General features: G+C 34.9%; 14 protein-coding genes. 1 reads left to right on the top strand and 13 read right to left on the bottom strand.

Features of this window, described 5'->3' with window-relative positions:
* From LL966_RS22310 to LL966_RS22265, 10 genes are all read right to left on the bottom strand, one after another.
* Complete coding sequence (locus LL966_RS22310) at positions 1 to 996, bottom strand: alpha/beta hydrolase (protein WP_229356384.1); 996 nt, start codon at positions 994 to 996, stop codon at positions 1 to 3.
* Between the two features lie 55 nt (positions 997 to 1,051).
* Positions 1,052 to 2,050 (bottom strand): pectinesterase family protein, encoded by a 999-nt coding sequence (locus LL966_RS22305; protein ID WP_229356383.1) that lies wholly within the window; start codon positions 2,048 to 2,050, stop codon positions 1,052 to 1,054.
* Between the two features lie 14 nt (positions 2,051 to 2,064).
* Positions 2,065 to 3,756: a glycoside hydrolase family 28 protein gene (locus tag LL966_RS22300; protein WP_229356381.1), complete on the bottom strand. Its 1,692-nt coding sequence runs from the start codon at positions 3,754 to 3,756 to the stop codon at positions 2,065 to 2,067.
* Between the two features lie 21 nt (positions 3,757 to 3,777).
* Positions 3,778 to 4,995, bottom strand: a complete 1,218-nt coding sequence (locus LL966_RS22295; RefSeq protein ID WP_229356379.1) for a glycoside hydrolase family 88/105 protein — start codon at positions 4,993 to 4,995, stop codon at positions 3,778 to 3,780.
* A gap of 6 nt (positions 4,996 to 5,001) precedes the next feature.
* The gene (locus tag LL966_RS22290; protein WP_229356378.1) at positions 5,002 to 6,645 is read right to left on the bottom strand and encodes a glycoside hydrolase family 43 protein; all 1,644 of its coding nucleotides are present in this window, start codon (positions 6,643 to 6,645) and stop codon (positions 5,002 to 5,004) included.
* A gap of 175 nt (positions 6,646 to 6,820) precedes the next feature.
* On the bottom strand, positions 6,821 to 8,470 hold the full coding sequence (locus LL966_RS22285; protein WP_229356376.1) for a DUF5123 domain-containing protein: 1,650 nt from the start codon (positions 8,468 to 8,470) through the stop codon (positions 6,821 to 6,823).
* Between the two features lie 12 nt (positions 8,471 to 8,482).
* On the bottom strand, positions 8,483 to 10,375 hold the full coding sequence (locus LL966_RS22280) for a RagB/SusD family nutrient uptake outer membrane protein (protein WP_229356374.1): 1,893 nt from the start codon (positions 10,373 to 10,375) through the stop codon (positions 8,483 to 8,485).
* 24 nt (positions 10,376 to 10,399) lie between these two features.
* Positions 10,400 to 13,621: a SusC/RagA family TonB-linked outer membrane protein gene (locus LL966_RS22275; RefSeq protein ID WP_229356372.1), complete on the bottom strand. Its 3,222-nt coding sequence runs from the start codon at positions 13,619 to 13,621 to the stop codon at positions 10,400 to 10,402.
* Between the two features lie 172 nt (positions 13,622 to 13,793).
* Complete coding sequence (locus LL966_RS22270; protein ID WP_229356370.1) at positions 13,794 to 14,552, bottom strand: hypothetical protein; 759 nt, start codon at positions 14,550 to 14,552, stop codon at positions 13,794 to 13,796.
* Between the two features lie 434 nt (positions 14,553 to 14,986).
* Positions 14,987 to 19,309, bottom strand: a complete 4,323-nt coding sequence (locus LL966_RS22265; RefSeq protein ID WP_229356368.1) for a hybrid sensor histidine kinase/response regulator transcription factor — start codon at positions 19,307 to 19,309, stop codon at positions 14,987 to 14,989.
* Positions 19,310 to 19,697: 388 nt separating this feature from the next.
* Between LL966_RS22265 and LL966_RS22260 the strand changes: the two genes are divergently transcribed.
* The gene (locus LL966_RS22260) at positions 19,698 to 22,313 is read left to right on the top strand and encodes a beta-glucosidase (protein WP_229356366.1); all 2,616 of its coding nucleotides are present in this window, start codon (positions 19,698 to 19,700) and stop codon (positions 22,311 to 22,313) included.
* 92 nt (positions 22,314 to 22,405) lie between these two features.
* Here the strand turns inward: LL966_RS22260 and LL966_RS22255 are convergent, their stop codons facing one another.
* From LL966_RS22255 to LL966_RS22245, 3 genes are all read right to left on the bottom strand, one after another.
* Entirely contained in the window at positions 22,406 to 23,023 is a 618-nt protein-coding gene (locus LL966_RS22255) for a GNAT family N-acetyltransferase (RefSeq protein WP_229356365.1), read from the bottom strand.
* Between the two features lie 234 nt (positions 23,024 to 23,257).
* Complete coding sequence (gene katG / locus LL966_RS22250; protein WP_229356364.1) at positions 23,258 to 25,516, bottom strand: catalase/peroxidase HPI; 2,259 nt, start codon at positions 25,514 to 25,516, stop codon at positions 23,258 to 23,260.
* A 376-nt stretch (positions 25,517 to 25,892) separates the two neighbouring features.
* Positions 25,893 to 26,463: M16 family metallopeptidase (locus LL966_RS22245; RefSeq protein ID WP_229356363.1), on the bottom strand; the 571-nt coding region annotated here is incomplete at its 5' end.

Raw genomic sequence — 26,463 nt, 5'->3', positions numbered from 1 at the left:
TCATTTTTTAAAAACTTTAGTTAAAAATGCATCGATGTATTGAATTGTCGGTTCGAACCAAGGATTGAAAAGACAAAAGGTATGTGGTGAATTTTCAAATTCGTGGACTTCAGAGTATATCCCGTTTTCGGTCAAAATCTTTCTAAAATCGTCTCTTCCTGCATGCATTCGAGGAATCGAACTATTAATGAATAATGTTGGAGGTGTTGCAGCATTTGCATATGATAATGGAGATGCTGTTTCCCAAAGTTTAGGATTGTCTTTTTTAGAATAACCAAACCAATATGTTCCAGCCGAAATACTTTTTTCATCGTTACCTTCACTGCTTTCCGGGTGCACAAACGACAACGTTCCATCAATATCAACTATAGCATTGACTTGCGATCTGGAATTTGAATTGGTTACTGTTCCTTCAAACAAAGGCATATTTCCTGTTACGCCCATAAAAACAGCCAATTCTCCACCAGCTGAAAATCCTAGAGTTACAATTTTATTAGGGTCAATATTATATTTCGTGGCATTGTCTCTTACCCAGCGAATGGATGCTTTGATGTCGTAAATTGCCGCAGGAAAAAGTGCTTCTGTAGAAAGTCTATATTCGGGCGTAAAACAGACATAACCCAAACTTGCCAGTTTTTGTGCCATTTGATGATGCTGTTCTTTACTGCCAGAACGCCATCCGCCTCCATGTATAATGATAATGGCTGTTTGCTTTTCTTTTTTATTTTTATCGAAGAAAACATCCAATTTCATTTTTCGCTTGCCATAACTTTGGTAAACGATATTATTTTTCTGCTCCACAAAATCAAAATGCATTTCGGGAACTAAAGCGGTATTTGGAAAATATTTTAATGTTTTTTTGAAGGCGCTTTTGTTATTAAAAGAAGTATCCCTGACTTGTGTAAGTCCATCTAAATACTGCGCATTTGTCTTTTGAATCAGCAAAATGCAAACCCAAATAAATAATACTTCTAATTTTCTATTCTGAAACTTCATTTCTCTATTTATTTAATTTGTTTGAACTTCTAAAAAAACATTATTTCTAAAAATCTCAATTAGGTTTCCAATCTTTAAAAATGGCTTTTATAGAATATTCTTTCTTAAATTGTTCTGCTGAAAGTTGATGCGACCAATTTGCTCTTGATTCTGTATTTCCTCCAATTCCAGAAGATTGATATTCGGCATAAAAAGTGGTCTTTTCGGCTTCAGGTTTTCCCCAATTATGCCAGCCTAGCGGTTTTATGTGTGAATCCATTTCGCATTTTACAAATACAGTTCGAGCATAATTTCTCCAAGGTCTTCCTAAGAAATAAGTGTTGTTTCCTGAATTGGTTGTAAGTTTACAATTCAGAAATACAAAACCATATGGGTTAGATTCTGGTGTATTGGCAGCGGTAATATAAGACCCACCTTTCTTTGCGAAAATTTCACATTGATCAAAAACTACGGTCGAACCTCCAAAAATAAAATCTGTTGTTCCTTCGATATAACAGTTTTTATAATATTGTCTGCTTGTGCTCTCTCTTGGATACAAAGTATCTTGAAATCCTAAAAACTTACAATTTTCGAAGATAACAAGATCGCCGTCAATTCTAACCGCAACAGCTTGTCCTACGGGACCTGATGAATTTTCAAATGTGATATTTTGCGCCTTAAAACCATTTCCGGTCACTATAAAACTTGCCGAATTTGAAGTTCCAATTGTGCCGCCTGTTCCATTCGATTTCGAAGCATAATCATCATATGTAAGGATTACGTTTTCTTTACTTTCTCCGATTAACGTGACATTATTTTTGTTTAAAGGCAGTTCTATTTTTTCTTTATAAATTCCATTCTTTACAAAAATTTTAGTTTGCGATGTTTTAAATAAAGACACTGCATTAAATGCTTCTTGAACCGTTTTGAAATCGCCATTTCCACTGGCATCTACCAAAATATCATACGATTTGATTTTCTCTGGTAATGGCTTTAACTGCGTTTTTACAGAATCATTTCTAAAAGAATAATTCATAAAGAAAACAGAAGCCATTAAAAAATTGAATACTACCATTTTGTCTTTATTTATTAATCAAAAACCTTTACCTCATCTTTTATAGATTCTAAGACTTTTACATCTTTATTGAGAACCATTTTCTTTCCATTTGTTTTTAATGAAATATCTTTTGTTTCTAAACCTCCAACCCAAAACATCTGATTTTCTCCTGAAGATTTAAGTCCGTCTAAACTCACATTCTGACTATTTGAAAAACTCACTGCAATTCCAGGTTTATCCAATCTCAAATCAAGATTTTTGAACTCAATTTTGCTGGCGTAGTTTAGCTGCACCCCAACATCTGATCGGATAATCATATTTTGAAATACAATATTTGATACTGGCATTTCGGGAATTCCCATAATTTTTAAAGCCTGTGCCGCACCGTTTACATAGATATTTTTGAAATACATGTTTTTAAAAACTGGTGTTTGTTCAGAAACCGCTTCTTTTGCCACTGTGACTTCGCCAGTAGTTTTATCTTCTGACAAAGATTTTCCAAAATAATACAAGTTAAAATTGATTGCATCTGTCGGAATGTTATTCATACGAATGTCTTCCATCCAGATATTTTCTACCACTCCGCCGCGTCCTCGAACCGATTTAAAACGAAGTCCGCAATCGGTTCCATTAAAAGTCAGATTTTTAGCAAATATGTTTCGAACGCCTCCAGACATTTCGCTTCCAATAGTAAAACCGCCGTGTGCATGATAAACCACGCAATCTGTAATTACAAAAAATTCTGTTGGTTTTCCGCGATCTCTTCCTTCTTTATCTTTTCCAGATTTAATGCAAATCGCATCGTCGCCAACATCAAAACGACAATTGGTTACAGTTCCAATTCTGCAAGATTCCAAATCCAAACCGTCACCATTTTGAGAATACCAAGGGTTACGAATAGTAAGATTGCGTAAAGTAAGATGTTCGCACATTAACGGATTTACGTTCCAAGCTGGAGAATTTTGAAAAGTCACTCCATCTAAAAGCAGTTTTTTACAATTCACAAGACTTACCATTACTGGACGAAGTGCTTCCTTGTATGGCTCCATATTATCTATAGTTTCCTTTTTAGGAAGTTTCTCTTTCTCTTCATTACCAATATAAGCTCCTTTTGAAGGATACCAGATTTTACCGTCTTTAGACAAAACACCTCCAGATTTTACCAATTCATCCCATTGTCCCGCGGTCATTTTTCCGATTTTGACGGGTCTCCATACAGCTCCATTTCCATCAAAAATACCTTGTCCAGTAATCGCAATATTTTCTAAATCAATTCCCATAATTGGCGATTCGCAGCGAATGACTTTACTTCCTTCAAAATAAGATTCGATTAATTTATATTGTTTTAAATCGCTTGTAAAAGAGATAAAAGCACCATTTTCGGTATGAAGATTTACATTACTTTTAAGTTTTATTGGTCCCGTTGTCCAAAGTCCTTGAGGAATCACTACAACACCTCCGCCTGATTGAGAGCATTTTTCTATAGCCGAATTAATCGCATTCGTGCAAAGATGTTCGGTATTAGGAACTGCTCCGAAATCAACAATATTTAAAGTATCCGTTTTAAATTTCGGAATCTGAACTTCTGGCATTTTAAACGGAAGTGTGATTTCTTGTTTAATCTTTTTCTCAGTAACATTGATCACGCCGTCTTTTTTGTTTGCACAAGAAAAAAGAGCAAAGAGAATTGCTGTAGAAAGAATTGTTCTTTTAATTTTTATCATAACCAATTGTAATTTGAAGCCTTATTTTTTGTCTAAATGTTTTTGCAATTCGATACCAGCCATTATATAAGGACCGACTGCTTTTGCATCGTTATCTCTAATCGGTTCTGAAATATAATATTCAAACGAACCGTTTCTATCTTCTGGATTTTTTCCTCCTAATCCCGCAACAGCACAACATTTGGTTATAGAAATTGTTCCGTCTGGATTCTCTTTAATGAACTCTTTCTGAATTCCTTTAAATCCTTTTTGTGCCGACTTCAAAAACTTTTTATCTACATATCCATTATTGTAGGCTTTTGCAAAAGAATAAACGAACATAGTCGAACAGGTCGATTCTAAATAATTTCCTTTTCTTGCCGGCTGATCCATTACTTGCCACCAAACTCCTGAATTAGAATCTTGAGCTTTGAGAACCGCTTTAAAAACTTTCTGAACAATCTTAATTAAGTCTTTTCGTTTCGGATGATTTTCTGGAACGAAATCTAAAATATCAACCAAAGCCATACAATACCAGCCTTGCGCACGCCCCCATACATGCGCAGATGTTCCGGTATTTTTATTTGCCCAAAATTGAGCTCGTTTTTCATCATAACCATGAAAATTCAATCCAGTTTCTTCATCAAAAGTGTGTTTTTGTATTAATTCTGCTTGTAAAATAGCATCATCAATCGCTTTTGGAACATTAAAAACTAATCCATATTCTGCTGAAAAAGGATCTGCCATATAAACGCCGTCGAGCCACATTTGCCACGGATAACTTTTTTTATGCCAATAACCTCCGTCCGAATTTCTTGGGTGATTTTCTAATTGTTTATGCAATACATCCATTGCGGTTTTGTAACGCTGGTCATTTGTTTTTTTATAAATTTTAAAAAGAATCTTTCCAGAATTAATTAAGTCTAGGCTGTATTTTTCCAATTCGTAACCTCCTTGTATATTTCCTTCCTTGTCAATAAGCTGTTCAGCGTAAGAAACTCCGTAATCCCAATATTTTTGCTCTTTGGTATAATCATACAATTTCTGATTTGCCAATGTTACCAAGCCATTTGTATAGTTCCATTTTGGGAATTTCACCCCATCTAAAAACACAGGATTTGGAACACGTTTCTGATCTGAATCTGCCATTTTCTTCGCCCATTCAATTGGTGCTAATTGTATTTTATCTGATTTTAATTGTCCAAAAGAAATTGAACCAACAAACAGAGCGAGAAAGCCATATTTAATTTTGTGTACCATATTTTTTTAATTTTCTTCTACTCTAAACCAATCATAATCGGCATAACTGCTGTCATTAATAGCTTTTGATCCCGTTGCAAAAAGTCCGATTTTTGCTCCAACCCATCTTCCGGCACTTGGTTTAAAAGATTCTCCTAGTTTTTTGAAATTCTTTCCATCAATACTATAATAGAACGTGACTTTAGCATCAAAAGGTTCTTTGTTTTGAACCATTTCTACTTTAGCACGTAAACTCACTTCTTTTTTATTTACAGGAATTGATGCAACTTCTTTCTCTAGTTCTTTAGAAGTTCTTGCACTTTTCAAAACACGTTGCACTAAATTTAGATTGCCCATTTTATCCTGTTCAATTGCGATATAAGCGTAATCTTCTCCAAAGACAATCAATCCAGAACCGCTAACTCCAGCTTCTGGGTTATTTTCGAAAGTCAGTTTTGCTGTTGCTGTAAAATTGGCTCCAGGAAATTTTTGCAATAAAAGATTGGGCATCATCCACATTGATTTTATTCCTTCTTTTCTAGGAATGCAATTCAGACGCATGAACCCAAGATTTGCAGAAGACCAGCCCCAATGTTCCGCAGGATTTTGATTGGCCTGCCATTGCCATTGCAATCCAAGTTGATGGCTGTTAAATTCATCAGAAGAAATAAGTGGCGTTACTGGATAGCTTTTTCCAACATTTGGTTTTGTGTATTCCATAACAGGTTCTCCAATGCCGTCTTTATTTGTATCTTTTCCCATAATTGGCCAGCCGTCTTTCCAAGTTACAGGCTGCAAATGCACAACTCGTCCATAAGCCCAGCGATCTTGAAAATGCAAGAACCAGCCTTCTCCATTTGGAGTTTCAACATAACCTCCTTGATGCGGTCCATTCACAGGAGAATTTCCTTGATTTAAAACAATTTTAGATTCGTATGGCCCCCAAACATTTTTAGAACGCATAGCCAATTGCCATCCTGGTTTTACACCTCCCGCAGGAGCCATAATCCAATAATAGCCTTCTTTTTTATACATTTTTGAACCTTCTACAGTAGTGTGACCATTATGACCATCAAAAACTAAAGCTGGATCACCAAGTAGTTTAGTACCGTCGGGAGTAAGTTCTGATAGCATTAAAACCGTTTTTACATTAGCGCGGCTTCCAGCAAAAGCATAAGATAGATAGGCTTTACCGTCTTCATCCCAAAACGGACAAGTATCGATAATTCCTTTTGCTTCTTTTACTAAAACTGGTTCTTCCCAAACACCCGCAGGATTTTTGGTTTTTACCATAAAAATTCCAAAATCCGGATCTCCCCAATAAATAAAATATTCACCATTGTGATAACGAATTGATGGCGCCCAAACGGCATCGCCATGTCGAACAGTTCGATAATGTTCTATAGGAAATAAATTTCGTAATGCATATCCAACCAATTCCCAGTTTACAAGATCTTTAGAATGAAGAATAGGAAGTCCTGGCACACTAGTAAAACTAGAAGCCGTCATGTAATAGCCATCTGCTCCAACACAAACATCTGGATCAGAATAATCTACATGTAAAATTGGGTTTTTGTACTTTCCATTTCCCAGATCGGCATTCCAGCCTTGTCCAGCTGCTCCTAAATACCAAAATAATCCTAAAGTCAGCAGTAATTGTTTGAATTTCATTGTATTGATTTTTATTATATAATTCACTTCGTTAAAAGATCAAAGCATAACCTCTATTCTTTTAAAGTTTAGTTTCCTTCCGATCAAGCAAAACTCAGTACATAGAAGTATCCTCAACCACAAGGATACTTCATGAAAGTACTGAAACCACTTAATTAACAAAACTTAAGAAAACTTAAGGCAACCATCTTGTATCTCCTACTTTATTGGTTACAATTGGAGAATTTGGATCTTTAATCATCAGATTTCCATTTGCAGGATCTACAAATAAATTCTGTGCACTAACCCCTAATTCTGTTCCTTGTATAGCAGAAGCTCCTAATAAATAGTTTGTTGTTGTATAATTATTACCGTATGTAGTTGTTGTATTGGCTCCAATTGCCTGAATCACTTTACCGCAGGCAGATGCCAACAATACATTTTTAAAGATCAAAGTAGATCCTACCGCAGACGGAATATTAATTAACGCTCTGTTATAAGCATAATCGTAAATTGTAATATTTTGATACTCTAAATGAATTGGGTACGCCGATGTACCATAATCCCAAAGATTTTTAAAGTTTCGATTTTGATCTGTTGTCTGATAATAATCTCTCATGAAAGTACAGTTAGAAAAAACAGCTTTCTTCACATTATCGGCTCCGGCAGAACCAAAAGCAAATGTTCCGTAAGGTCCTGTGTGTCCTCCAACTTGGTCAAACGTACAGTAACTCATATCAAAATTTCCGATTTCTTTGTATTTACCATTTCCTTGATGTCTCCAGAAACCACGTTTGAAATAATTGAAAACACAGTTGTAGAATGTAATCTGATCAATTTTCCAAGCTGTTCCACTATTAAAGAAATAACTTGCATCGATAGTCTGATAGAAACGAATATTTTCAAAAGATAGAGAAGACAAATAGGATCCTTCAGCGATATTCCAGTTTCCGTTCATTTCAATTTGCGGACGCTCTCCTTGTGTTCCTCCAGTCAGCTTAAATCCTTTTGAGATTGTAAATGGAGTAATTTTAAACAATGAACCTGCTTCTAAGAAATACTCTGTTCCTTCAGGAATAGTTGGATCATCATTGTTAGTTCTCAAGATGGCATCTAAATCCATTCCTTTGGTTATGATAATAGTAGATGCAGACGGTCCGGCAGAACGGAAAGAAACCTGATTGTAAGGCTTATCATAACGTCTTGGTTTATTATTATCAAAGATGTTTAGATTGTATAACGTATTCTTTTCTAAACCAGCAACTTTTGCTTCTCCTTTGCTAATTTCATCAGCAGTTAACTTACGACCAATAGCAGGAAGTTCAGCAGATTGTGCAGGTGTAACAGAAATACTGTCAACAGGATTTTTTGAAGAAACGGCCCATGTTACCGTAACATCTGTTTCGGTAATATTTACCCTTTCTACTGGATTTAAAATAGCATCAAAAGGTGGACGTTCTTCTGTCAATGCATTAGTGTAAGACCATTGAGAATTATGTGCTCCGTCAACGTGGTTTGATCTTACTCTGATATAAAATTGTGTTTTATATGGAATATCATCCATTAAAATCTGTGTTTCGCTCGTAGTGTATGATTTATACAAACTTTTGTAATAGTTATCCAAATGCAGTTCTACGGTATAAGATGCCGCATCATTTACTTTGTACCAAACTACGGCAATCGAATTGCTTTTTACTAAAGGAGCAGTAAGTACAAATTTTGGCTGAAATAAATCTTGCTCATTTGGATATTTAAATTCGTCATTTTCACAAGATTGTAATATTGTTCCACCGACTATTAAGCCAATGAAAGAGAATATATAAAGTATTTTTTTGAAATTTTTCATGCTTTATCCGATTTAAAAATTAAAACCATAATAATTTTGAATGGCTCCACGATGATCTGTAATCACTTTTGAAGGATAAGGACATAAATAACGTAATGGATCGTTTGGCGAAACCGATGAAGCATTGTTGTAATTTATAAATCCTCTAAAACTCCATTTAATATCGTTTCTAGGCTCGTAACTAGCTGTATCATTGTTTAATGAATACCAAGCGATCGCGAATGGATGTACGGTATAACCTGCTGGATTTGCAGTTAGAATTTGATTAATTCCTTGTATATCTAAAATTTTTCTACTTGAATTAGCAGGATCTGTTATCAGTTTATAATAAACATTCCCTGGAACTTGATCAATTCCTGGAACGTAAGCACCGTTAGCTACTCGTCCCCAGTTATATAATTTAAAATACTGATTGTAAACCACTTCACTAAATTTATTCCAGCGTGCCAAATCAAATTTACGTTTGCTTTCTCCTCCAAATTCCCATTTACGTTCGTCCATAATGGCTTTAAAGAATAATTCTGGTGATGATTTAGAAGTTACATAACCATCCACTTTAGTTCCCCAATCTGCTTGCGCAAAAGCTCTTCTTCTAACACGTCTTAAACATTCTTTTGCATCTTCACGAGGACCAAAACGTTCGTTTACAGCTTCAGCATACATTAATAAAACATCAGCAAAACGCATCCAAGAATAATTAACTCCAGTTCCTTTTTCACTCGTACCTCCCAGCGGACTTGTCATATATAGTTTAGACCATTTTCCAACCGCTAAACGAGCCAAATCCAGACGCATTTCTTGATTTAAATTAAGATCGTAACCATAAGGTGCACAAGTAACATCTCTTCTTAAATCTTTATTATCGAATGAAAAAAGATACTCACCGCATAAACTTAAATTTCCCGAAGCAGATCCATAAGGATGATTTCCTTGAGCAATAGGAATTCCTGCTAAAAATCCGTACTCGCCAGAAGAGTTTTTTAACATCGGAATAGAAAAAATCACATCATCATTAACCGGTGTTTCCCAATTATTCTGTTTAATCCAAAACTCTCTGAAGCCTAACTTTAAATCGTGCTGTCTGCCTTGAATTACTTTGTCTAAATACTGAATAGCGATATCATAATACGCTTCGTAGTTTTTTCCTCTTTCCATATGTCCAATACTCGCAGGATTATTTTCATCTGGACGAAGAGTCCATCCACCTCGAGTTAGAGCCAATAAACCAATCATACCCTGATTAAAACTTTTGGAAGCACGTTCTACGCCGTAGTCTAATTCGCTAGCATTTTTCATTAATGGTTCCACTGACTTCAAATCATCAATTAGGAATTCTAAAATTGTATTTCTGTCTGTAACTCCAACCGCAAAATTTTCATCTCCAGTAGAAGATTTTGTGCGAAATACAACATCTCCCCAAATACGAATCATGTCTAAATAAACCATCGCACGGATTGTTTTCACCTCTCCATACATTTGCGTTACATTAGAAGGCTGTGTTTTAGGATCTGCTTTATACAAATCTGAGCTTTCAATTCCTTCAAGAACATCATTAGCCATATTAATAATTTTGTACATGGCGCTCCAAGTGGAATTTAGAGTTGTCCAATATGGTTTTGGATCGTAACAAGCAATATCAGAACCATTTCCGTTTACTGTATTGGTTGAAACACCAGACATTTCTACATCGGTATTCGTATTAAAAACAAATGCAACACGGTTAGAATAAGCATCTTCAGCCAACATAAGCGTATATACACCTGCAACGGCAGATTGCATGTCTTTTTCTGATTTAAAAACTTCTGCTTGTGTAAAACCGGATCCAGGCTGTACATCTAAATATTCTTCGCAGGCTGTAAAAGACAACGCGAAAAGGAACAGAAAACTTAATACTATATTTTTCATCATTTTGTGATTTAATTCGTTTAATTAAAATGACAGCTGTACTCCAAAAGCGTAATTACGCGTTCTTGGATAAGCGTTGTAATCTATATTTGGTGTAAGACCAGTTTCTAAATTGATATCCGGATCATATCCTGAATAGTTTGTCCAAACAAATAAATTGCTTCCTGTTGCATACAATCTCACTCTGCTTAATCCTATAGCTTTACTTTGCTGTTTCGGAATCGTATAACCAATACTCAGCGTATTTAATCGTAAAAAAGAACCGTCTTCAACCGCATAAGACATCGCAATAGGACGACCAATACTTACTGGATTCCACATGGTGGCATTTTCGTTTTGTTTTGCCAGCAATTCAGGAGAATAACGAAGGTCATTTCCCATATCATCATAATTTCTCCAACGCTTATCCAATCCTACTTCCATCCCAAAATTGTTTTGATTGTTTTGGTAAAAAGAAGTCATCATAATTTTGTTAGCATTATATACATCAAAACCATACATGAAATTGAAAAATGCTGTTAAATCAAAGTTTTTCCAAACGGCATTTACACCAAAACCACCTGAGAAATCAGGATTTGTATCTCCGATCACTTTTCTGTCTTTATCACCAATTACATAACTATTTGGATCTGAAGGATCAACAGGAGTCAACTTTTTAAACTTCGCATTTCCTGGAACTGGTTCTCCAGAAAGGTTTTTAGAATTGGCAATTCCGTCTTTTAATTTCCAAGTTCGAGTTACAGCATCAAAAGATTCGAAATCATCCATCGTATAAAAACCGTCGTTTACAAAACCGTAGATTAAACCTTTTGTTCCTCCTACATAAGCACGATAGTCATCATCATTCAATAACTGTGTTCCCGCCCAGCCAGAACTTAAAATCCATTCTTGTTCTCCGCTCGACAGTTTGTCAATTTTATTTTTGTTGTAACCAATGTTAAAAGTCAAATCAAGTTGGAAATCTTTTTTCTTAATCACACTTCCGTTAAGGGCAAATTCGACACCTTTATTAGAAGTCTGTCCAACGTTGGTCATCATTTTGGTAAATCCAGAAACCGATGCAATATCAGACGGCACTAGTAAATCTTTTACTTTGTTGTAATAGAAATCAAGCGTTCCTGTTAATCTTTCTTTGAAAAAACCAAAATCAAGACCAACGTTTGCTGTATAAGTTGTTTCCCATTTTACGTTAGGATTGTTCAAATACTGGCTGTTATAAAAATTATAGTAATATTGATTTTCTTCGCCCCAACCAACAGAACGATCTCTGGAAACACCATAATATTTCGCGTATAAATCGGCTTTTATTCTATCATTTCCAGAAGCTCCATAACTCAAACGAAGTTTAAGGTTTGAAACTGTTTCGCTTTCTTTTAGGAAACTTTCGTTTGAAATTCTCCAAGCAAAAGCTCCCGCAGGGAAAACACCCCATCTGTTGTCTGGACCAAATTTTGTAGAACCGTCGGTACGAACAGTAAACGTGAACAGGTAACGATCATCATAACCATAATTAGCTCTTCCAAAGAATGAAGAAATTCTATTTGGAGATTCAGCTAATGAACCATTATCAAAAGGAGTTCCTAAAGCTAGATTATCAAGAGCTTTTGCTCCTGATATATCATCAGGGAAATAACGAGAACGGTAAAATTTAGCTGTAGATTCTTGATCTTTTATCTCCTGTCCGGCCATTAACTGAAAATCGTGACGTTCATTTAATTTGAACCCGTAATTTAATACGTTATTCAACTGCCAACGAGGTGACTGTGTCATTGACCAATATACTACAGGCAAGTTGTTATTATCAGTAGCTGTACGAGTATCTGTTCCATAGAAGCGTCCATCTTCCTGATATTTATATTCGTAACCAAATGAAGAACGCAATGTTAATCCTTTTTTGATTGTCCATGTCAATGCTCCGGTGGTATTAAAAATTCTTGTAGTACGCTTGCGGTAATTTTTTTCTGCTTCTTCTAGCGGATTAAAACGAGGTTTTATTTGATAATCTTCAGGGTCGAAATACGTATTATCATCTGGTAAAGTCATATAATCTTCTAAACCTCCCGTTGGTGCTTCACGTAAAGCTCTAAGTAAACTCACACCATCTGTTCCTGATCCATCAATGGTCTGATTCGTCAAACGGGTTTGGTATTCAAACGTTAGATTATCTGTTAACTTTGAATTCATAATCAAATAAATGTAATTCTGACGCATTCCTGTTCCTACCAAAGCTCCAGGCTGATCTTGATTTACAAAAGTGAATTTGAATTTCGTTTTCTCGCTTCCTCCATTTACATTGATGTCTGTATATCTCGCAATTGGATTGCTTCCAAAAATTTCATCCTGCCAATCGATTCCTTTGTTTCCTTTATAAATGTATAATTCGCTAGCTTTTCCATACATATTATAAAATGCTGTTGGATTAGAACTTCCCTTACGTGCATTTTCGTATTGCAACATCACAAACTCATACGGATCCATTACATCCAAATGATTGGCAAGCGTTTTAATTTGAGTATAATTGTGAATATTTACCGAAACTTTTCCAGCCTTTGGAACCTTTGTAGTTACTATAATTACTCCGTTTGCACCTCGCGCACCATAGACAGCCGTTGATGCTGCGTCTTTCAAAACTTCTACAGACTCAATATCTGTTGGCGGAATATCATTTAGATTGGCTACCTCAAAACCATCCACCAAGATTAATGGCGAATTATCTTCTGTAATAGATCCTCCTCCACGAATTCTAATTTTTACATCTGCTCCTGGCGAACCATCTACAGTTGTAACTTGAACTCCAGGAAGCCTTCCTGTCAAAGCTTCAGCAACGTTAGCCGTTGGTACTTTTGCCAATTCCGTTCCTTTAATACTGGCAATAGCTCCCGTTAAGTTTTTACGTTTTTGAGTACCGTAACCAATAACTACCACTTCATTCAATTCGCTATTAGATTCTTTCATCTGAACTGTAATTCCAGATGTGCGACCTTTTACGGCTATAGTCTCATCATTCAAACCAATAAATTTGACAATTAAAACTGCCGTTTCAGGATCAGCTACAGCAATACTGAATTTACCGTCAAAATCGGTTACTGTATTGGTATTTTCATTTTTTACTAAAATTGTTGCGCCCGGGATACCTCCAAGATTATCCCTTACTGTACCGCTTACAGTAACACGCTTCTGAGCATAAGTGCCAACTGTCAAAAATAAGACAGCTAGAATGCTCCAGATATATTTTTTTATTTTCATAACTAGAATATTTCTTTAATTATTTTAAAAACCAGGACATAGGTTTTCTCCAAGGAACAAGAGCTATTATGATCTTATTTCATCATATTTTTTTGTTCCCGCCTTTGTAAATTCAGTCCAGGCTGCTAATTGTAGTTGATAAGTGTCTGTTGTATTTTAAACAGCAGCATTATTAAAGGGCATTCAAATAAAAATCGGCGTTGGTTACTTTGTTGGCTTCAATTGCAAAAGTTCCTTCCACTTCTTTCGTCTTGACAACCTGCATGTTTTGATCTAAACATTCGATTTTAATGCGGACATTGTTAGCGACATCACCAGTTTGAAATAAAATAAAATCTTCAGCATAATTAATTCCGCCGCTAGTTGTTGCTTTACTTCTTGTTACAAACATGTCTTCTTTTATAAATGTCCCATCCACAACTTTATAGCCACTTCTTTTTACAGAAATGGTAGTTTTAATTGTAGTGTAACTTCTATCAGCATTTACATCTAAAGATTTCAAACGAAGTATTCCCGTTCTAGTCAGAATGTTCAAAGTAAGTGGCTGGTCAAAAGGCGAAGCATACGGCACGGCGTCTGAAAGATTTACATGCTGGTTGGCCAATGCCGGCTGAGGAACAATAAGATCATTCAGATTTGTTGGAGAAGGAATCATCTGCTCTGGATAATCTGAGGCTACAAATTTGTATTTCCCATTATCTAAAGAAAAAGGATAAAGCGAACTGTAGTTGGCAAAATATTCTCCATTTTCTTTGTAGACGAATAGTGGTCTGGTAGAAATACCTACATTCAAGTTCCACGGCACATCATTTAATTGAAAATCTAGCAATTTTACTGTAGAGCTTTCGTATTTAGAATCGTCACTTGAGCAGGAACTTAATATAGAAAGCAATAAGCCTGCTCCAAATATTAGGTGTTTAATGATTTTCATAACAGCTAAATTTAAGAATGAAAATTATTTTGCTTTTGAAACTTTCTACAGCTACATACTGTAGATTTTGATTTTGAGAATTGAGTAAAAAATTTGGTTTGGTTCATAATTTTGGTTTTTAAGTTAGTTAGTAAAATCAATTAAGATTATGAAGCAAATCTAGATATAGTGTATTCTAAAAAGGGGTAAATATTGCTTTTCAAAAAGGGGTAAATCGCTATTTCAGGTAGTCAAATCAACTATATCATAACTTTTTCCTACTTTTTTTATTAAATGCAAAAAAAATATCATAAATAAAAATAAAATATACAACCAAGGCTTTTTGCAATTTCAATAGCAATTTCAATATCAATTACAATATCAACTATAATATTAATTCAAGAAAAAAGCCTCATTGTGTTGATGAGGCTTTTGAAAAATAATAAAGAGATATTTTAACGAAATTGTCTTCGGTATTCTGCTGGTGTATAATTGTATTTTGCCCTAAAACACTTTCCAAAATATTTGAGGTCATTAAAGCCAACTTCAAAGCCAATTTCTTTAATTAACAAATCATCATTTTTTAAAAGTTCTGCAGCTTCGCTTAAACGCAAATCACGAATGAAAACTACAGGAGAAACACCCGTAATGCTTTTAAGTTTATTAAAAAAACTAGCGCGTGACATGCACATTAATTTCCCTAATTCATCAACAGAAAAATCAGAATTGGACATATTTTCTTTTACAAATTCAATAACCTGAAACATGAATTTCTGGTCTTTGTTTGAAATCTTAAGCGGTTCTTCTTTAGAAATATCAATCGTATTTCCACTTGAAAACAACTGTTGAAGACGAATACGCTGTTCTAAAACATTTTTGACCTTTGCTTTTAATAAACTCACATTAAAAGGTTTTGTCATATAATCATCGGCACCATATTCTAAACCTTCCAATTTACTTTCAATGGAAGATTTTGCGCTTAAGAGTATAACTGGAATATGACTGGTAGAAAAATTATCTCTAATTAGTTTTAGCATTTCGATTCCGTCTTTTTCTGGCATCATAATATCGCTGATAATGAAATCTGGCAATAATTCTTCTGCTTTAGAATAACCTTCATCACCGTTTTCAGCGGTATAAATCGTATAATCATTTTCTAAAATGGAAACAATAAAACGCTGTAATTCTGGGTCGTCTTCTACAATTAATCCAACAAGATTTTCTCTTTTGGCTTCTTCATGTGGTAGAATTTCTTCTTCGTTTTCTACCGTAATTTCATCAAAAAAATGTGCTTCATTTTCTTCCAATAAAACATCCACATCACCTTTAAAATGCTGATATCCTTTTAGAAACGCAACTTGAAAACTACTTCCTTTTCCATCTGTACTGTCAACCAAAACTTCTGCACCAAGTTTCTCCGCCAGATCTTTTACAATAGAAAGGCCTAAACCTGTACTTGGATTGGATGGATTTTCATTGTAATTTGAAAAACGAACAAATAAGCGTTTTTGAATAGCTGGGCTAATTCCTGGTCCATTATCACTTACTTTCAATAATACGTGTTTTTCTGATTCTTCAACAGAAACTTCAATTACATCGCCTTTATGGCAATATTTGAAAGCATTTGAAAGAAGATTAATTAAAATTTTATCCAAACTATCGGGATCTGCCCAAATATTTAGGTTTGGAGAACTGGTATTTACTTTGAGTTTAATGTGATTTTGTATGCTCATCTCCTGAAAATCCTGGCAAATCTTCGTCGTAAAATCACTCAAATTTATTTCACGAACAGCGAGTTTCTTATCTTGAATTCTTCTCAGATCTAAAATCTGATTAACTAAATTCAGTAATTTATTACTGCTTTTTTCAATAACACGAAGCTGGCTTTTTACCGAATCTTTTATTTCATCATCTGAAAGCATTACTTCTAAAGGAGCCGCAATCATAGTAAGCGGGGTTCGAATCTCATGTGAAATGTCTGTGAAAAATTTCAATTTTAATTCTCCCATTTGTTTCTCTAATCGAACATCATTTCGCAGTTTTACAATAGTAATAATGGCTCTTTTAATTAGTAAAAACAAACCAGCTGCTAGTAAAAGATAGCAGAAATAGGCTAAATTAGTTCCCCACACAGAAGGGCGAATCGTAATTTTAATCTGCCTTTCATTATCCATCCATAAATTATGACCATTCGTAGAAGACGCCAAAAGTGTGTAATTTCCTCTTCCTAAATTGGTATAATTAATTGATTGTCCTCCTTTTATAAAATTCCATTGTTTATCAATTCCTTCCAGTTTGTAGCGATATACAATATTTTCACTTTTAAGATAATCTAACGCTGAAATTTGAACCCTGAAAAAATTCTGATGGTGTTCTAATGTAACTTCTTCCAACAGATCAGGATTTTTTGGAGTTTCGGGGTTTAGTTCATGCAGTTCTTTATTATTTACTAAAAACCCAGAAATCGCCAAATAAGGTTTAAAATTAAATGGCTTTATTGCTTCTGGTTTAAAACAAATAACTCCGTTTGAATATCCTACAGCAATTTCTCCATTGGCAAGTTCGCATTTGGTTGCTTCCGAAAATATTTCGGTTCCAATAATTGATTTTAGTTCTGGAAAAGTTTCTGCGCTATTATTTTTAGGATCAAAACGTACCATCTGATTATCGCTCATCAACCAGATTTTTCCTTTTTTATCTTCCTGTATCGCCACCACTCCTTCAACTGGGAAAGAAACCATTTCATTCCAAATGGACTTCACATTCAGCTTTCCTTTTTGATCTAAATCTGCCAATATTAAGCCCATTCCATTGGTTGCCAACGCCATTTGATTATCATGTGTAATCAGGATATCTAAAATATCATTACCCGAAACCTGAGAATATTCATTAAACTTTATTTTACTTGTAGTCTTATTTCCTTCCGCAAAGGAGAATAATTTATAAGAGGAAATAAAAAATATTTTGTGGTCTTTATTTTCAACTATCGAACGGACTTTATCTGCTGTTTTTATAGGATAGTTTTTTAATTCATTTTTGAAATTAATAAAACGAAGTCCGTTATGAGACTCACGAATAATATTGACTCCGCCGCCCCATGTTGCAATGTAAATTTGCCCATTTGAAGCTTGAAAAATTTTAAAAATATCATTAGAATTTAAACTGTAATTATCCTTTTCATCATATTTATAGTTCGTGACCTTATATCGAAACGGCTGATCGGTTGGCAAAAGACAAAACAATCCATTTCCTCTTGTGCCAATCCATACTCTGCCTTTGGTATCTTGGAGCATACTGTAGATATCTGCTCCCCAGGCTGGACCTGTTTGAGACAATGTACCATCAGCACCTAAAAAGCCGATTTTTCTTTTTTGAGAATCAAACAAAGCGATTTTTTCTTTACGACTGCCTACCCAAAGATTACCTTTGTTGTCCTTCATCAGACTTCTTACATTGTGTTTATGATGATCGCCTGAAGAATCTAGATTTAAGGCCGAAAAGTTACTATTACTAAAATTGACTAAATCTAAACCTTGCTTGAAAGAACAAAACCAAAGATTTCCTAATCTGTCAAACATAGCAGTGTGCATCAAATCTGAAACCGATTCTTTAGATTCGTTTATACAGCGAATTATAGAACATAATTTATCCTGCTTCTCATCCCAATAAGAAAATGGCGCATTATTAGATTGAATCCAAACTGTTCCATTTGGAGAAGTGAGCAAGAAACTTTTTCTTTCTCCTCCGCCAGTTGCAGAATCACTGTAATCAATCTTCATCAATTTTATTTTTCCTGTAAAAAGATCAAACTGATATACTCCTGATCCTAAAATCTCAAACCAAAACTGTCGAGCACGCGTAGAGCCTAAATAATTGAATTTTTTGTTGGGAAAACCAGCCAAATTTCCGCTATTATAAACCGTAAGTTTGCCTGTTTTTATATCATAAAAATAGAAATTTTGTCCGCTGGTGATGATCAGCACTTTATTGTGTCCAACAAGTTCTGTCTGAATGATATTTTCTTTTATTCCAAGTTCAAAATCAAAGAAAGTACTTGATTTTTTATTGTAACGTGTAAATTTCCCTTCATTTCCTCCAAACCATAAATCTTCTTTTGTTTCCATATAAGATTCAAACAAATAAGATTTTCCATTAAAAAAGAAATGTTGAGGTTCTGAACTTCCTTTATTTAATCTGCAAATTCCTCCATCTGTAAAAAACCAAGTTGTTCCCAATGCATCTTCAAAAACATTATGAATTTTTCCGCATTTTTTTGTCGGATCAAATGCTATTTTTCTAACTTTTTTATTGGCTTCAAAAGCAATTAAATAGTTTTTATCTTCTGGAAAGAGCCATACTCTTCCTGAAGGCATTACTTTGAAATCGACAAATGCAATATTGGATGATTTTAAGGCTCCGTTTTCAATAGGATAATGAAAACTAAGCTGACGCGTATCGAAGTAATAAATATCATTCTTTTCAGACTGAATCCAAATTCTTCCGCTTTTATCAAACTTAAATTTAAAAACGCGATTCGAAATAAGATTTAATGCGCTATTTTGTTTTACTCTAAATTTTTGAAAAGTACTTCCATCATATCGAATCAGACCATTGAAAGTTGAAAGCCAGATAAATCCTTTTTGGTCTTGCTGAATGTCGAGAATACGTGACTGTCTCAACTTTAAATCATTTGCAAAATGAGTAAGAGTTCCTGAAGATTGAGAAACACACAAACTGCTGAAGCAGTAAAAAAAAATGATAAGTAGATTTCTCTTCATGTAAGACTTTATAAAATTAAGCAGATTACAAAAATATCAAAATTCCAATGCCAACCTAAAACTACCTTCTTTTTGAGCAAAATACCACCTCAAAAATAGCGATTTGTCTCCCTTAAACGAATTGAATACAAATACTAACTGCGGGCCAAAGCTTTATAACATACTTCAAATAGCAATTTATACCAACTTGAAAATTAGAAAGAATTTAGTTTTGTGAATTAGGAAAGAGACGAAAAACGAAAAGGATTAGCTGAAGCTTATTTTTATCATCATCAACCATCTAGAACTATCTCACAATTCTCTTCTGAAAAATTAAAACCAATTTGTATTGTTGTTTTTTCATGACAATGCATCAAAAATTATTAAATTTAGCAATACCAAAAAACCTATGAAAAAAAAATCCTCCATAATTATTGCGTTGCATTTTTTTGCTTTAACCACTTTTGCGCAAGAAAATTATCTTTATAAAAATCCCAATCTACCAACAGAACAGCGTGTTAATGACTTGGTTTCTAAAATGACTCTAGACGAAAAAATCAATCAATTGATGGACTCTTCTCCAGCTATTGATCGTTTGGGTGTACCTGAATACAATTGGTGGAACGAATCGCTTCATGGCGTTGCACGAGCAGGGTTTGCAACAGTTTTTCCGCAATCTATTTCAATTGCCTCTTCTTGGGATCGTCAATTGGTATTGGACGTTGCCACCGCCATTTCTGATGAAGCTCGTGCGAAACATCACGAATATTTAAGAAGAGGACAGCACGGCATGTATCAGGGATTAACATTTTGGTCGCCCAATGTCAATATTTTCCGTGATCCTCGCTGGGGACGCGGCCACGAAACTTATGGAGAAGATCCTTTCCTTACCAGTCAATTAGGTTTGAATTATGTGAATGGGCTCCAAGGAAATAATGAAAAATATTTGAAAGTAGTCGCTACAGCCAAACATTACGCAGTACATTCCGGACCAGAACCATCTCGCCATTTTTTTGATGCCAATACAAGCGATATAGATCTTTATGAAACTTATCTTCCAGCCTTTCGAACTTTGGTAAAAGAAGGACATGTTTATTCTGTAATGGGAGCTTACAATCGTTTTAGAGGAGAATCTTGCAGTGCTAGTCCGTTTCTTTTTAATATACTTAGAAATGTTTGGGGATTTAATGGTTACATTGTTTCTGACTGTGGTGCCGTGACGGATATTTGGAAATATCATAAAATTACCAATGACGCTGCAAGTGCTTCAGCTTTAGCGGTAAAAGATGGTTTAGATTTAGAATGCGGAAGCAGTTTTAAATCTCTAAAAGAAGCAGTTGATCGCAAATTGATTAATGAATCAGACATTGATATTGCCGTGAAACGCTTATTTACAGCAAGATTTAAGCTAGGAATGTTTGATCCAGATGAAATTGTTCCTTACGCTCAAATTCCGTATTGTGACAATAATAATGCGGCACATGACTATCTTGCCAGAGTGGCTTCTCAAAAGAGTATTGTTCTTTTAAAAAATCAAAATCATACGCTTCCTCTTTCTAAAGATATTAAAACTGTTGCGGTAATTGGGCCAAATGCAAATGATATTCAGTCTTTATGGGGCAATTATAGTGGTGTTCCGAGCAATCCTGTGACAGTTCTTAAAGGAATTCAAAACAAATTAGAACCCAACGCAAAAGTTTTATATGCCAAAGGAACAGATTTAGCAAAAGGGGTTCCTGCGATGAAAATTATTCCGTCTATTTATTTTCAAAATGAAAATGGGACACAAGGTTTAATTGGCGAATATTACAATAATTCAGATTGGAGCGGATCGCCTTTATTTACCAGAACAGATGATAAAATAGATTTTCATTGGGACATTGACACTCCTGATCCTCGTTTGAAAATGGGAAAATACAGCGTGAAATGGACTGGCTATCTTAGTGTTCCGAAAACAGGAACTTACAACATCTCAGAATGGTCAAAACCCTTTATGACTGTTGAGATTGAAGGCGGAAAAAGTACTGGTGGAAAAAATAATCATCATCCGCGTTTCCGTCCTCAAAAAATAGATTTAGAAGCAGGAAAAAAATACAAAATCGAAGTAAAATATCAGAATTTCTACGGAGATGCCATTGCTCAATTATTATGGGCAGAACCAGAAGAAAATCTAATTACTGAAGCTGTTAACACTGCAAATCAAGCAGATGCCGTAATTCTTGTTTTAGGCTTAAATGAGCGCTTAGAAGGCGAAGAAATGAAAGTTGAGGCAGATGGTTTTAATGGCGGTGATCGCACAAGTCTTGATCTTCCATCCAATCAGGAAGAACTTATGAAAGCGGTTAAAGCAACTGGAAAACCAGTTATATTGGTTTTAATTAACGGTAGCGCGCTTTCAATAAATTGGGCAAATGATAACTTGCCAGCAATTTTAACGGCAGGATATCCAGGACAGCAAGGCGGTAATGCCATTGCCGATGTACTTTTTGGCGATTATAATCCAGCGGGAAGACTTCCTGTTACGTATTATAAATCGGTAGATCAGCTTCCTAAGTTTGAAAATTACGATATGGAAGGCAGAACTTACCGATATTTCCATAAAACCCCTTTATATCCATTCGGATTTGGGTTAAGTTACACCCAATTTCAATATTCTAATTTACAGCTTCCAACCAATTTAACTACCGAAACAGATTTTAAAGTTTCTGTTGATGTAACCAACACAGGAGAACATGACGGAGATGAGGTTGCTGAATTATATTTGAAAGACGAAAAAGCCTCAACTCCCCGTCCGATTTGGCAATTAGAAGGTTTTGAACGAATTTATCTTAAAAAAGGAGAAACGAAAACGGTTACTTTTAACATCACACCAAGGCAATTGTCGCTTATCAACAAGAAAAAACAGCGTGTAATAGAACCAGGATGGTTTACTATTTCCGTTGGAGGAAAACAGCCTGACGGTTCAAGCGATATCAAAACGGGAAGAATAAACTTTACTGGTAAGACTGTATCACTTGAAAAGTAATCTTTTTAAAATTAATGATTAAAGAGCTTCAATATTTTGAAGCTCTTTTTTTAATAAGAAGAAAAAATCCGCAATAAGATTAATGACACTTATCAAATAGAACTTTTTTTGTTTTTTGGATTGAATAGCATTGCGGTACATAAACAGTTTTTTCGTTCTTTACTCACCAAAATAGGACAATTAATGCAAGTTTTACAACCTTCCCAAAAAGCATCATCATTTGGAAGTTCTGAATAAGTAACAGGTTCAAATCCGAGTTCATGATTCATTTTCATCACAGCCAAACCAGTAGTAAGGCTAAATATACTTGCTTCAGGATATTTTTGACGGCTCAAATCGAAAATTTTTCTTTTAATTCTTTTTGCTAAACCAGTATGCCTAAATTCTGGCGCGACAATTAATCCCGAATTCGAAACAAAAAGATCGTTATTCCAAGAAGAAATAAAAGCAAAACCTGCCCATCTGCCGTCCAATGCAAAAGCGATAACTGCTTCTCCGCACTGCATTTTTTTCTCCAATATTTCAGCAGACCGCCCAGAAATTCCAGTACCTCTTGCTAATGCAGATGAATGTGTTACTTCAGCTATTTCTCTAATCCAAGAAATATGACTGCTGTTTGTTATTTCGATATAAAAATCTTCTTCTATATCATTAAACAATACGTTTGTTCCGTGTTTTATATTTTTTTGTTGAGTTGTCATATTAGCCATAAATCTGTTATCAATTTTGTGAAGTCTATATTATAATTACAAATACACAACTTAAAGACCAAAACTGATAACTAACTACTTTTAAACAACTTAACAAAAAGTAAAACTTTATAAACCTATCAAAATGATAATTGCACTATCAATTTGATGCTTAAATAGTGCTGATTAATCCAAACTATAATAAAAAAGACGCCTTTAAAAGACGTCTTAATAAATTATAATTTTAAACTGAGATTAAGCTAAATCAAATCTATCTAGATTCATAACTTTATTCCATACCTTAATAAAATCATTTACAAATTTTTCATTTGCATCAGTACTTGCGTATACTTCTGCGACAGCTCTTAATTCTGAATTAGATCCAAAAACAAGATCTGCACGAGTTGCAATCCATTTAAGCTGTCCAGTACTTCTATTGTTTCCAGAATATAACTCTTTATCGCTTGAAACAGCTTTCCATTGTGTATTCATGTCCAACAAGTTTATAAAAAAGTCGTTGGTCAATTGTCCAGGACGCTCTGTAAAAACGCCATTTTTTGAACCATCCGCATTAATATCCAAAACTCGAAGACCACCTAAAAGCACAGTCATTTCAGGAGCTGTAAGTGTCAATAAATTAGCTTTGTCGATAAGAAGTTCTTCTGTCGAAATAGCCGATTTTGTTTTTCTATAATTTCTAAAACCATCTGCTTTAGGCTCTAAGTATCCAAATGATTCCACATCTGTATCTTCAGCAGACGCATCCATACGACCTGGAGTAAAAGGAACCGTAGTATTGGCTGCTTTTTCTACTCCTGCACAGCCTCCAAGAACAATTAAATCTGCCAATGAAACCTTATTTCCATCGCTTTGTGCAGCATTAAAATCTCTCTGAATACTTTCTAATTGACCTAAAATTTTAGTCAGATTTGAAGGATTATTTACCTCCCAGTCTTTTTGAGGTGCCAGTCTTATACGCCCACCATTTGCTCCACCGCGCTTATCCGATCCTCTAAAAGTAGAGGCCGAAGCCCAAGCAACCGAAACAAGCTCAGATATGCTTAGTCCGCTATTTAATATTTTTTCTTTCAATAAAATTATATCATTCTCCTCTATCAATTTGTGGTTTACTGCCGGAATAGGATCTTGCCATAACAATACTTCTTGAGGCACATCTGGTCCAAGATAGCGTGCACGTGGTCCCATGTCACGATGTGTTAACTTAAACCATGCACGGGCAAAAGCATCGGCAAACTGGTCTGGATTTTCTAAAAAACGACGTGATATTTTTTCATACTCAGGATCTAATCTCAAAGATAAATCTGTAGTAAGCATAGTTGGCAGATGTTTTTTTGAACTGTCAAAAGCATCTGGAATAATGGCATCTGCATTCTTTGCAACCCACTGATGCGCACCTGCAGGACTTTTAGAAAGTTCCCATTCAAATTCAAATAAGTTTTCAAAGAAATTATTACTCCACTGAGTTGGCGTTTTAGTCCAAGTAACCTCAAGTCCACTAGTTATAGCATCGGCTCCTTTTCCTGAACCGAAACTATTTTTCCATCCAAATCCCTGTAATTCTAAATCAGCTGCTTCGGGTTCTTTATCAACATGATCTGAAGAAGCTGCACCGTGAGTTTTACCAAAAGTATGTCCTCCTGCAATTAATGCTACAGTTTCTTCATCATTCATTGCCATACGGCCAAATGTATCTCTAATATCTTTTGCTGCTAGAATAGGATCAGGATTTCCGTCAGGACCTTCAGGATTTACATAAATTAATCCCATTTGAACTGCCGCGAGTGGTTTTTCAAGATTTCTACTATGTACTTTTCCATCGGGATCATCATCAGACGAAACAACTCCATGATCTTTTGGAACACCATCAGAACCATTATTATAGCGTTCATCTCCACCTAACCATGTCGTTTCAGATCCCCAATAAACTGATTCATCAGGTTCCCAGACATCAGCTCTCCCTCCTGCAAATCCAAATGTTTTAAATCCCATAGATTCTAGCGCAATATTTCCGGTTAGAATCATTAAGTCTGCCCACGAAATTTTTTGTCCATATTTTTGTTTTATGGGCCAGAGAAGTCTTCTGGCTTTATCAAGACTAACATTATCGGGCCAGCTGTTTAAAGGTGCAAATCTTTGCTGTCCTGCTCCCGCTCCACCACGGCCATCATGTACACGATAAGTACCAGCACTGTGCCATGCCATTCTAATAAATAAACCTCCATAGTGACCAAAATCGGCTGGCCACCAGTCTTGTGAATCAGTCATAAGTTCATGAAGATCTTTTTTTACAGCCTCAAGATCAAGGCTTTTAAAAGCTTCTGCATAATCAAAATCTTTGTTCAAAGGATTAGATAATGGTGAATTTTGTCTCAAGATATTCACTTTTAGCTGTTTCGGCCACCAGTCGTTATTTTTAGTACCTGATGCCGCTTGATTATCAATGCCACCATTATGAAAAGGGCATTTGCTGATGTCGTTTGATTGGTTCTCCATAGTTCAAAAGTTTTTTTACTAATTTACAAAGTATATAAAGAGGATGTTACTCGTTAATATCATTAATAATTCTTTACTGATAGATAAAATTGATTCTACCAGCTGCTAATCATAAAAAATTACAATTTAAAGAACAGATTTTAAGAATGTTTCAATCAAATTAAAAAGACTGCTTTAATTTTTTTTTTATTTTAGTTGATATTAAAGTTAATACATTTAAAGATAATTTTTGGACTTCTTGTTTCTGTAGATTTCATATTTAACTTCTTTTTATGATGTTTTTCATCTCACCAACAAAGTTGTTTTTTCAATTTAAGATATATAAAAAAACAACCCGAAGGTTGTTTTCTTTACTTGATACTATGCAGTAAGCAAATTATTTCAAAGGATTTCCGTCTTTATCTAAAGAACCCGATTTGATGATAATCATTTTATCCAACTGAATGTATTTTTTAATAGCATCATTTACCTGCTGTAAAGTTGCTTTTTGGATATCATTAGGATATTGTTCGATATAATTTGGTTCCAATCCTCTTTCAATGAAATTCAGAATCGTTCTTGCCATTCCGTTTGTTGTTGACATTCCGACTTTAAAACTTCCGATCAGATTGGTTTTCTTATTTTCTAATTCTGTAGCGGTAATTCCTTCTTTTACCCATTTATCAACTTGAACCATAGTTGCGTCAAGACCTTTCTGAAATAAATTTGGATTAAAAGAAGCATTTACAAACCAGTAGCCTCCAGTTTCGATATTGCCTCCCAAACCAGATGAAATGTTATACGTAAGTCCGTCATTATCGCGAACTGTCTGCATCAGACGACCTGCAAATCCAGCGCCTAGAGTGTAATTTCCAATGTAGAACGGAATATAATCGGCATCGGCTCTTTTCAAACCTGTAAACTGTCCGATATATAATTCTGCGCTTGGCTTTTCTGGAATTGTCACC

This window comes from Flavobacterium chungbukense (assembly GCF_020805785.1).
Lineage (GTDB): Bacteria > Bacteroidota > Bacteroidia > Flavobacteriales > Flavobacteriaceae > Flavobacterium > Flavobacterium chungbukense.
The sequence above is the reverse complement of the archived record's forward strand: the minus strand, read 5'-3'. Positions and strand labels throughout refer to the sequence as shown.

Excerpts from the sequence above, each read along its gene's own strand:
- LL966_RS22310 (WP_229356384.1), bottom strand. The coding sequence starts at position 996 with ATGAAGTTTCAGAATAGAAAATTAGAAGTATTATTTATTTGGGTTTGC.
- LL966_RS22305 (WP_229356383.1), bottom strand. The coding sequence starts at position 2,050 with ATGGTAGTATTCAATTTTTTAATGGCTTCTGTTTTCTTTATGAATTAT.
- LL966_RS22300 (WP_229356381.1), bottom strand. The coding sequence starts at position 3,756 with ATGATAAAAATTAAAAGAACAATTCTTTCTACAGCAATTCTCTTTGCT.
- LL966_RS22295 (WP_229356379.1), bottom strand. The coding sequence starts at position 4,995 with ATGGTACACAAAATTAAATATGGCTTTCTCGCTCTGTTTGTTGGTTCA.
- LL966_RS22290 (WP_229356378.1), bottom strand. The coding sequence starts at position 6,645 with ATGAAATTCAAACAATTACTGCTGACTTTAGGATTATTTTGGTATTTA.
- LL966_RS22285 (WP_229356376.1), bottom strand. The coding sequence starts at position 8,470 with ATGAAAAATTTCAAAAAAATACTTTATATATTCTCTTTCATTGGCTTA.
- LL966_RS22280 (WP_229356374.1), bottom strand. The coding sequence starts at position 10,375 with ATGAAAAATATAGTATTAAGTTTTCTGTTCCTTTTCGCGTTGTCTTTT.
- LL966_RS22275 (WP_229356372.1), bottom strand. The coding sequence starts at position 13,621 with ATGAAAATAAAAAAATATATCTGGAGCATTCTAGCTGTCTTATTTTTG.
- LL966_RS22270 (WP_229356370.1), bottom strand. The coding sequence starts at position 14,552 with ATGAAAATCATTAAACACCTAATATTTGGAGCAGGCTTATTGCTTTCT.
- LL966_RS22265 (WP_229356368.1), bottom strand. The coding sequence starts at position 19,309 with ATGAAGAGAAATCTACTTATCATTTTTTTTTACTGCTTCAGCAGTTTG.
- LL966_RS22260 (WP_229356366.1), top strand. The coding sequence starts at position 19,698 with ATGAAAAAAAAATCCTCCATAATTATTGCGTTGCATTTTTTTGCTTTA.
- LL966_RS22255 (WP_229356365.1), bottom strand. The coding sequence starts at position 23,023 with ATGGCTAATATGACAACTCAACAAAAAAATATAAAACACGGAACAAAC.
- katG (WP_229356364.1), bottom strand. The coding sequence starts at position 25,516 with ATGGAGAACCAATCAAACGACATCAGCAAATGCCCTTTTCATAATGGT.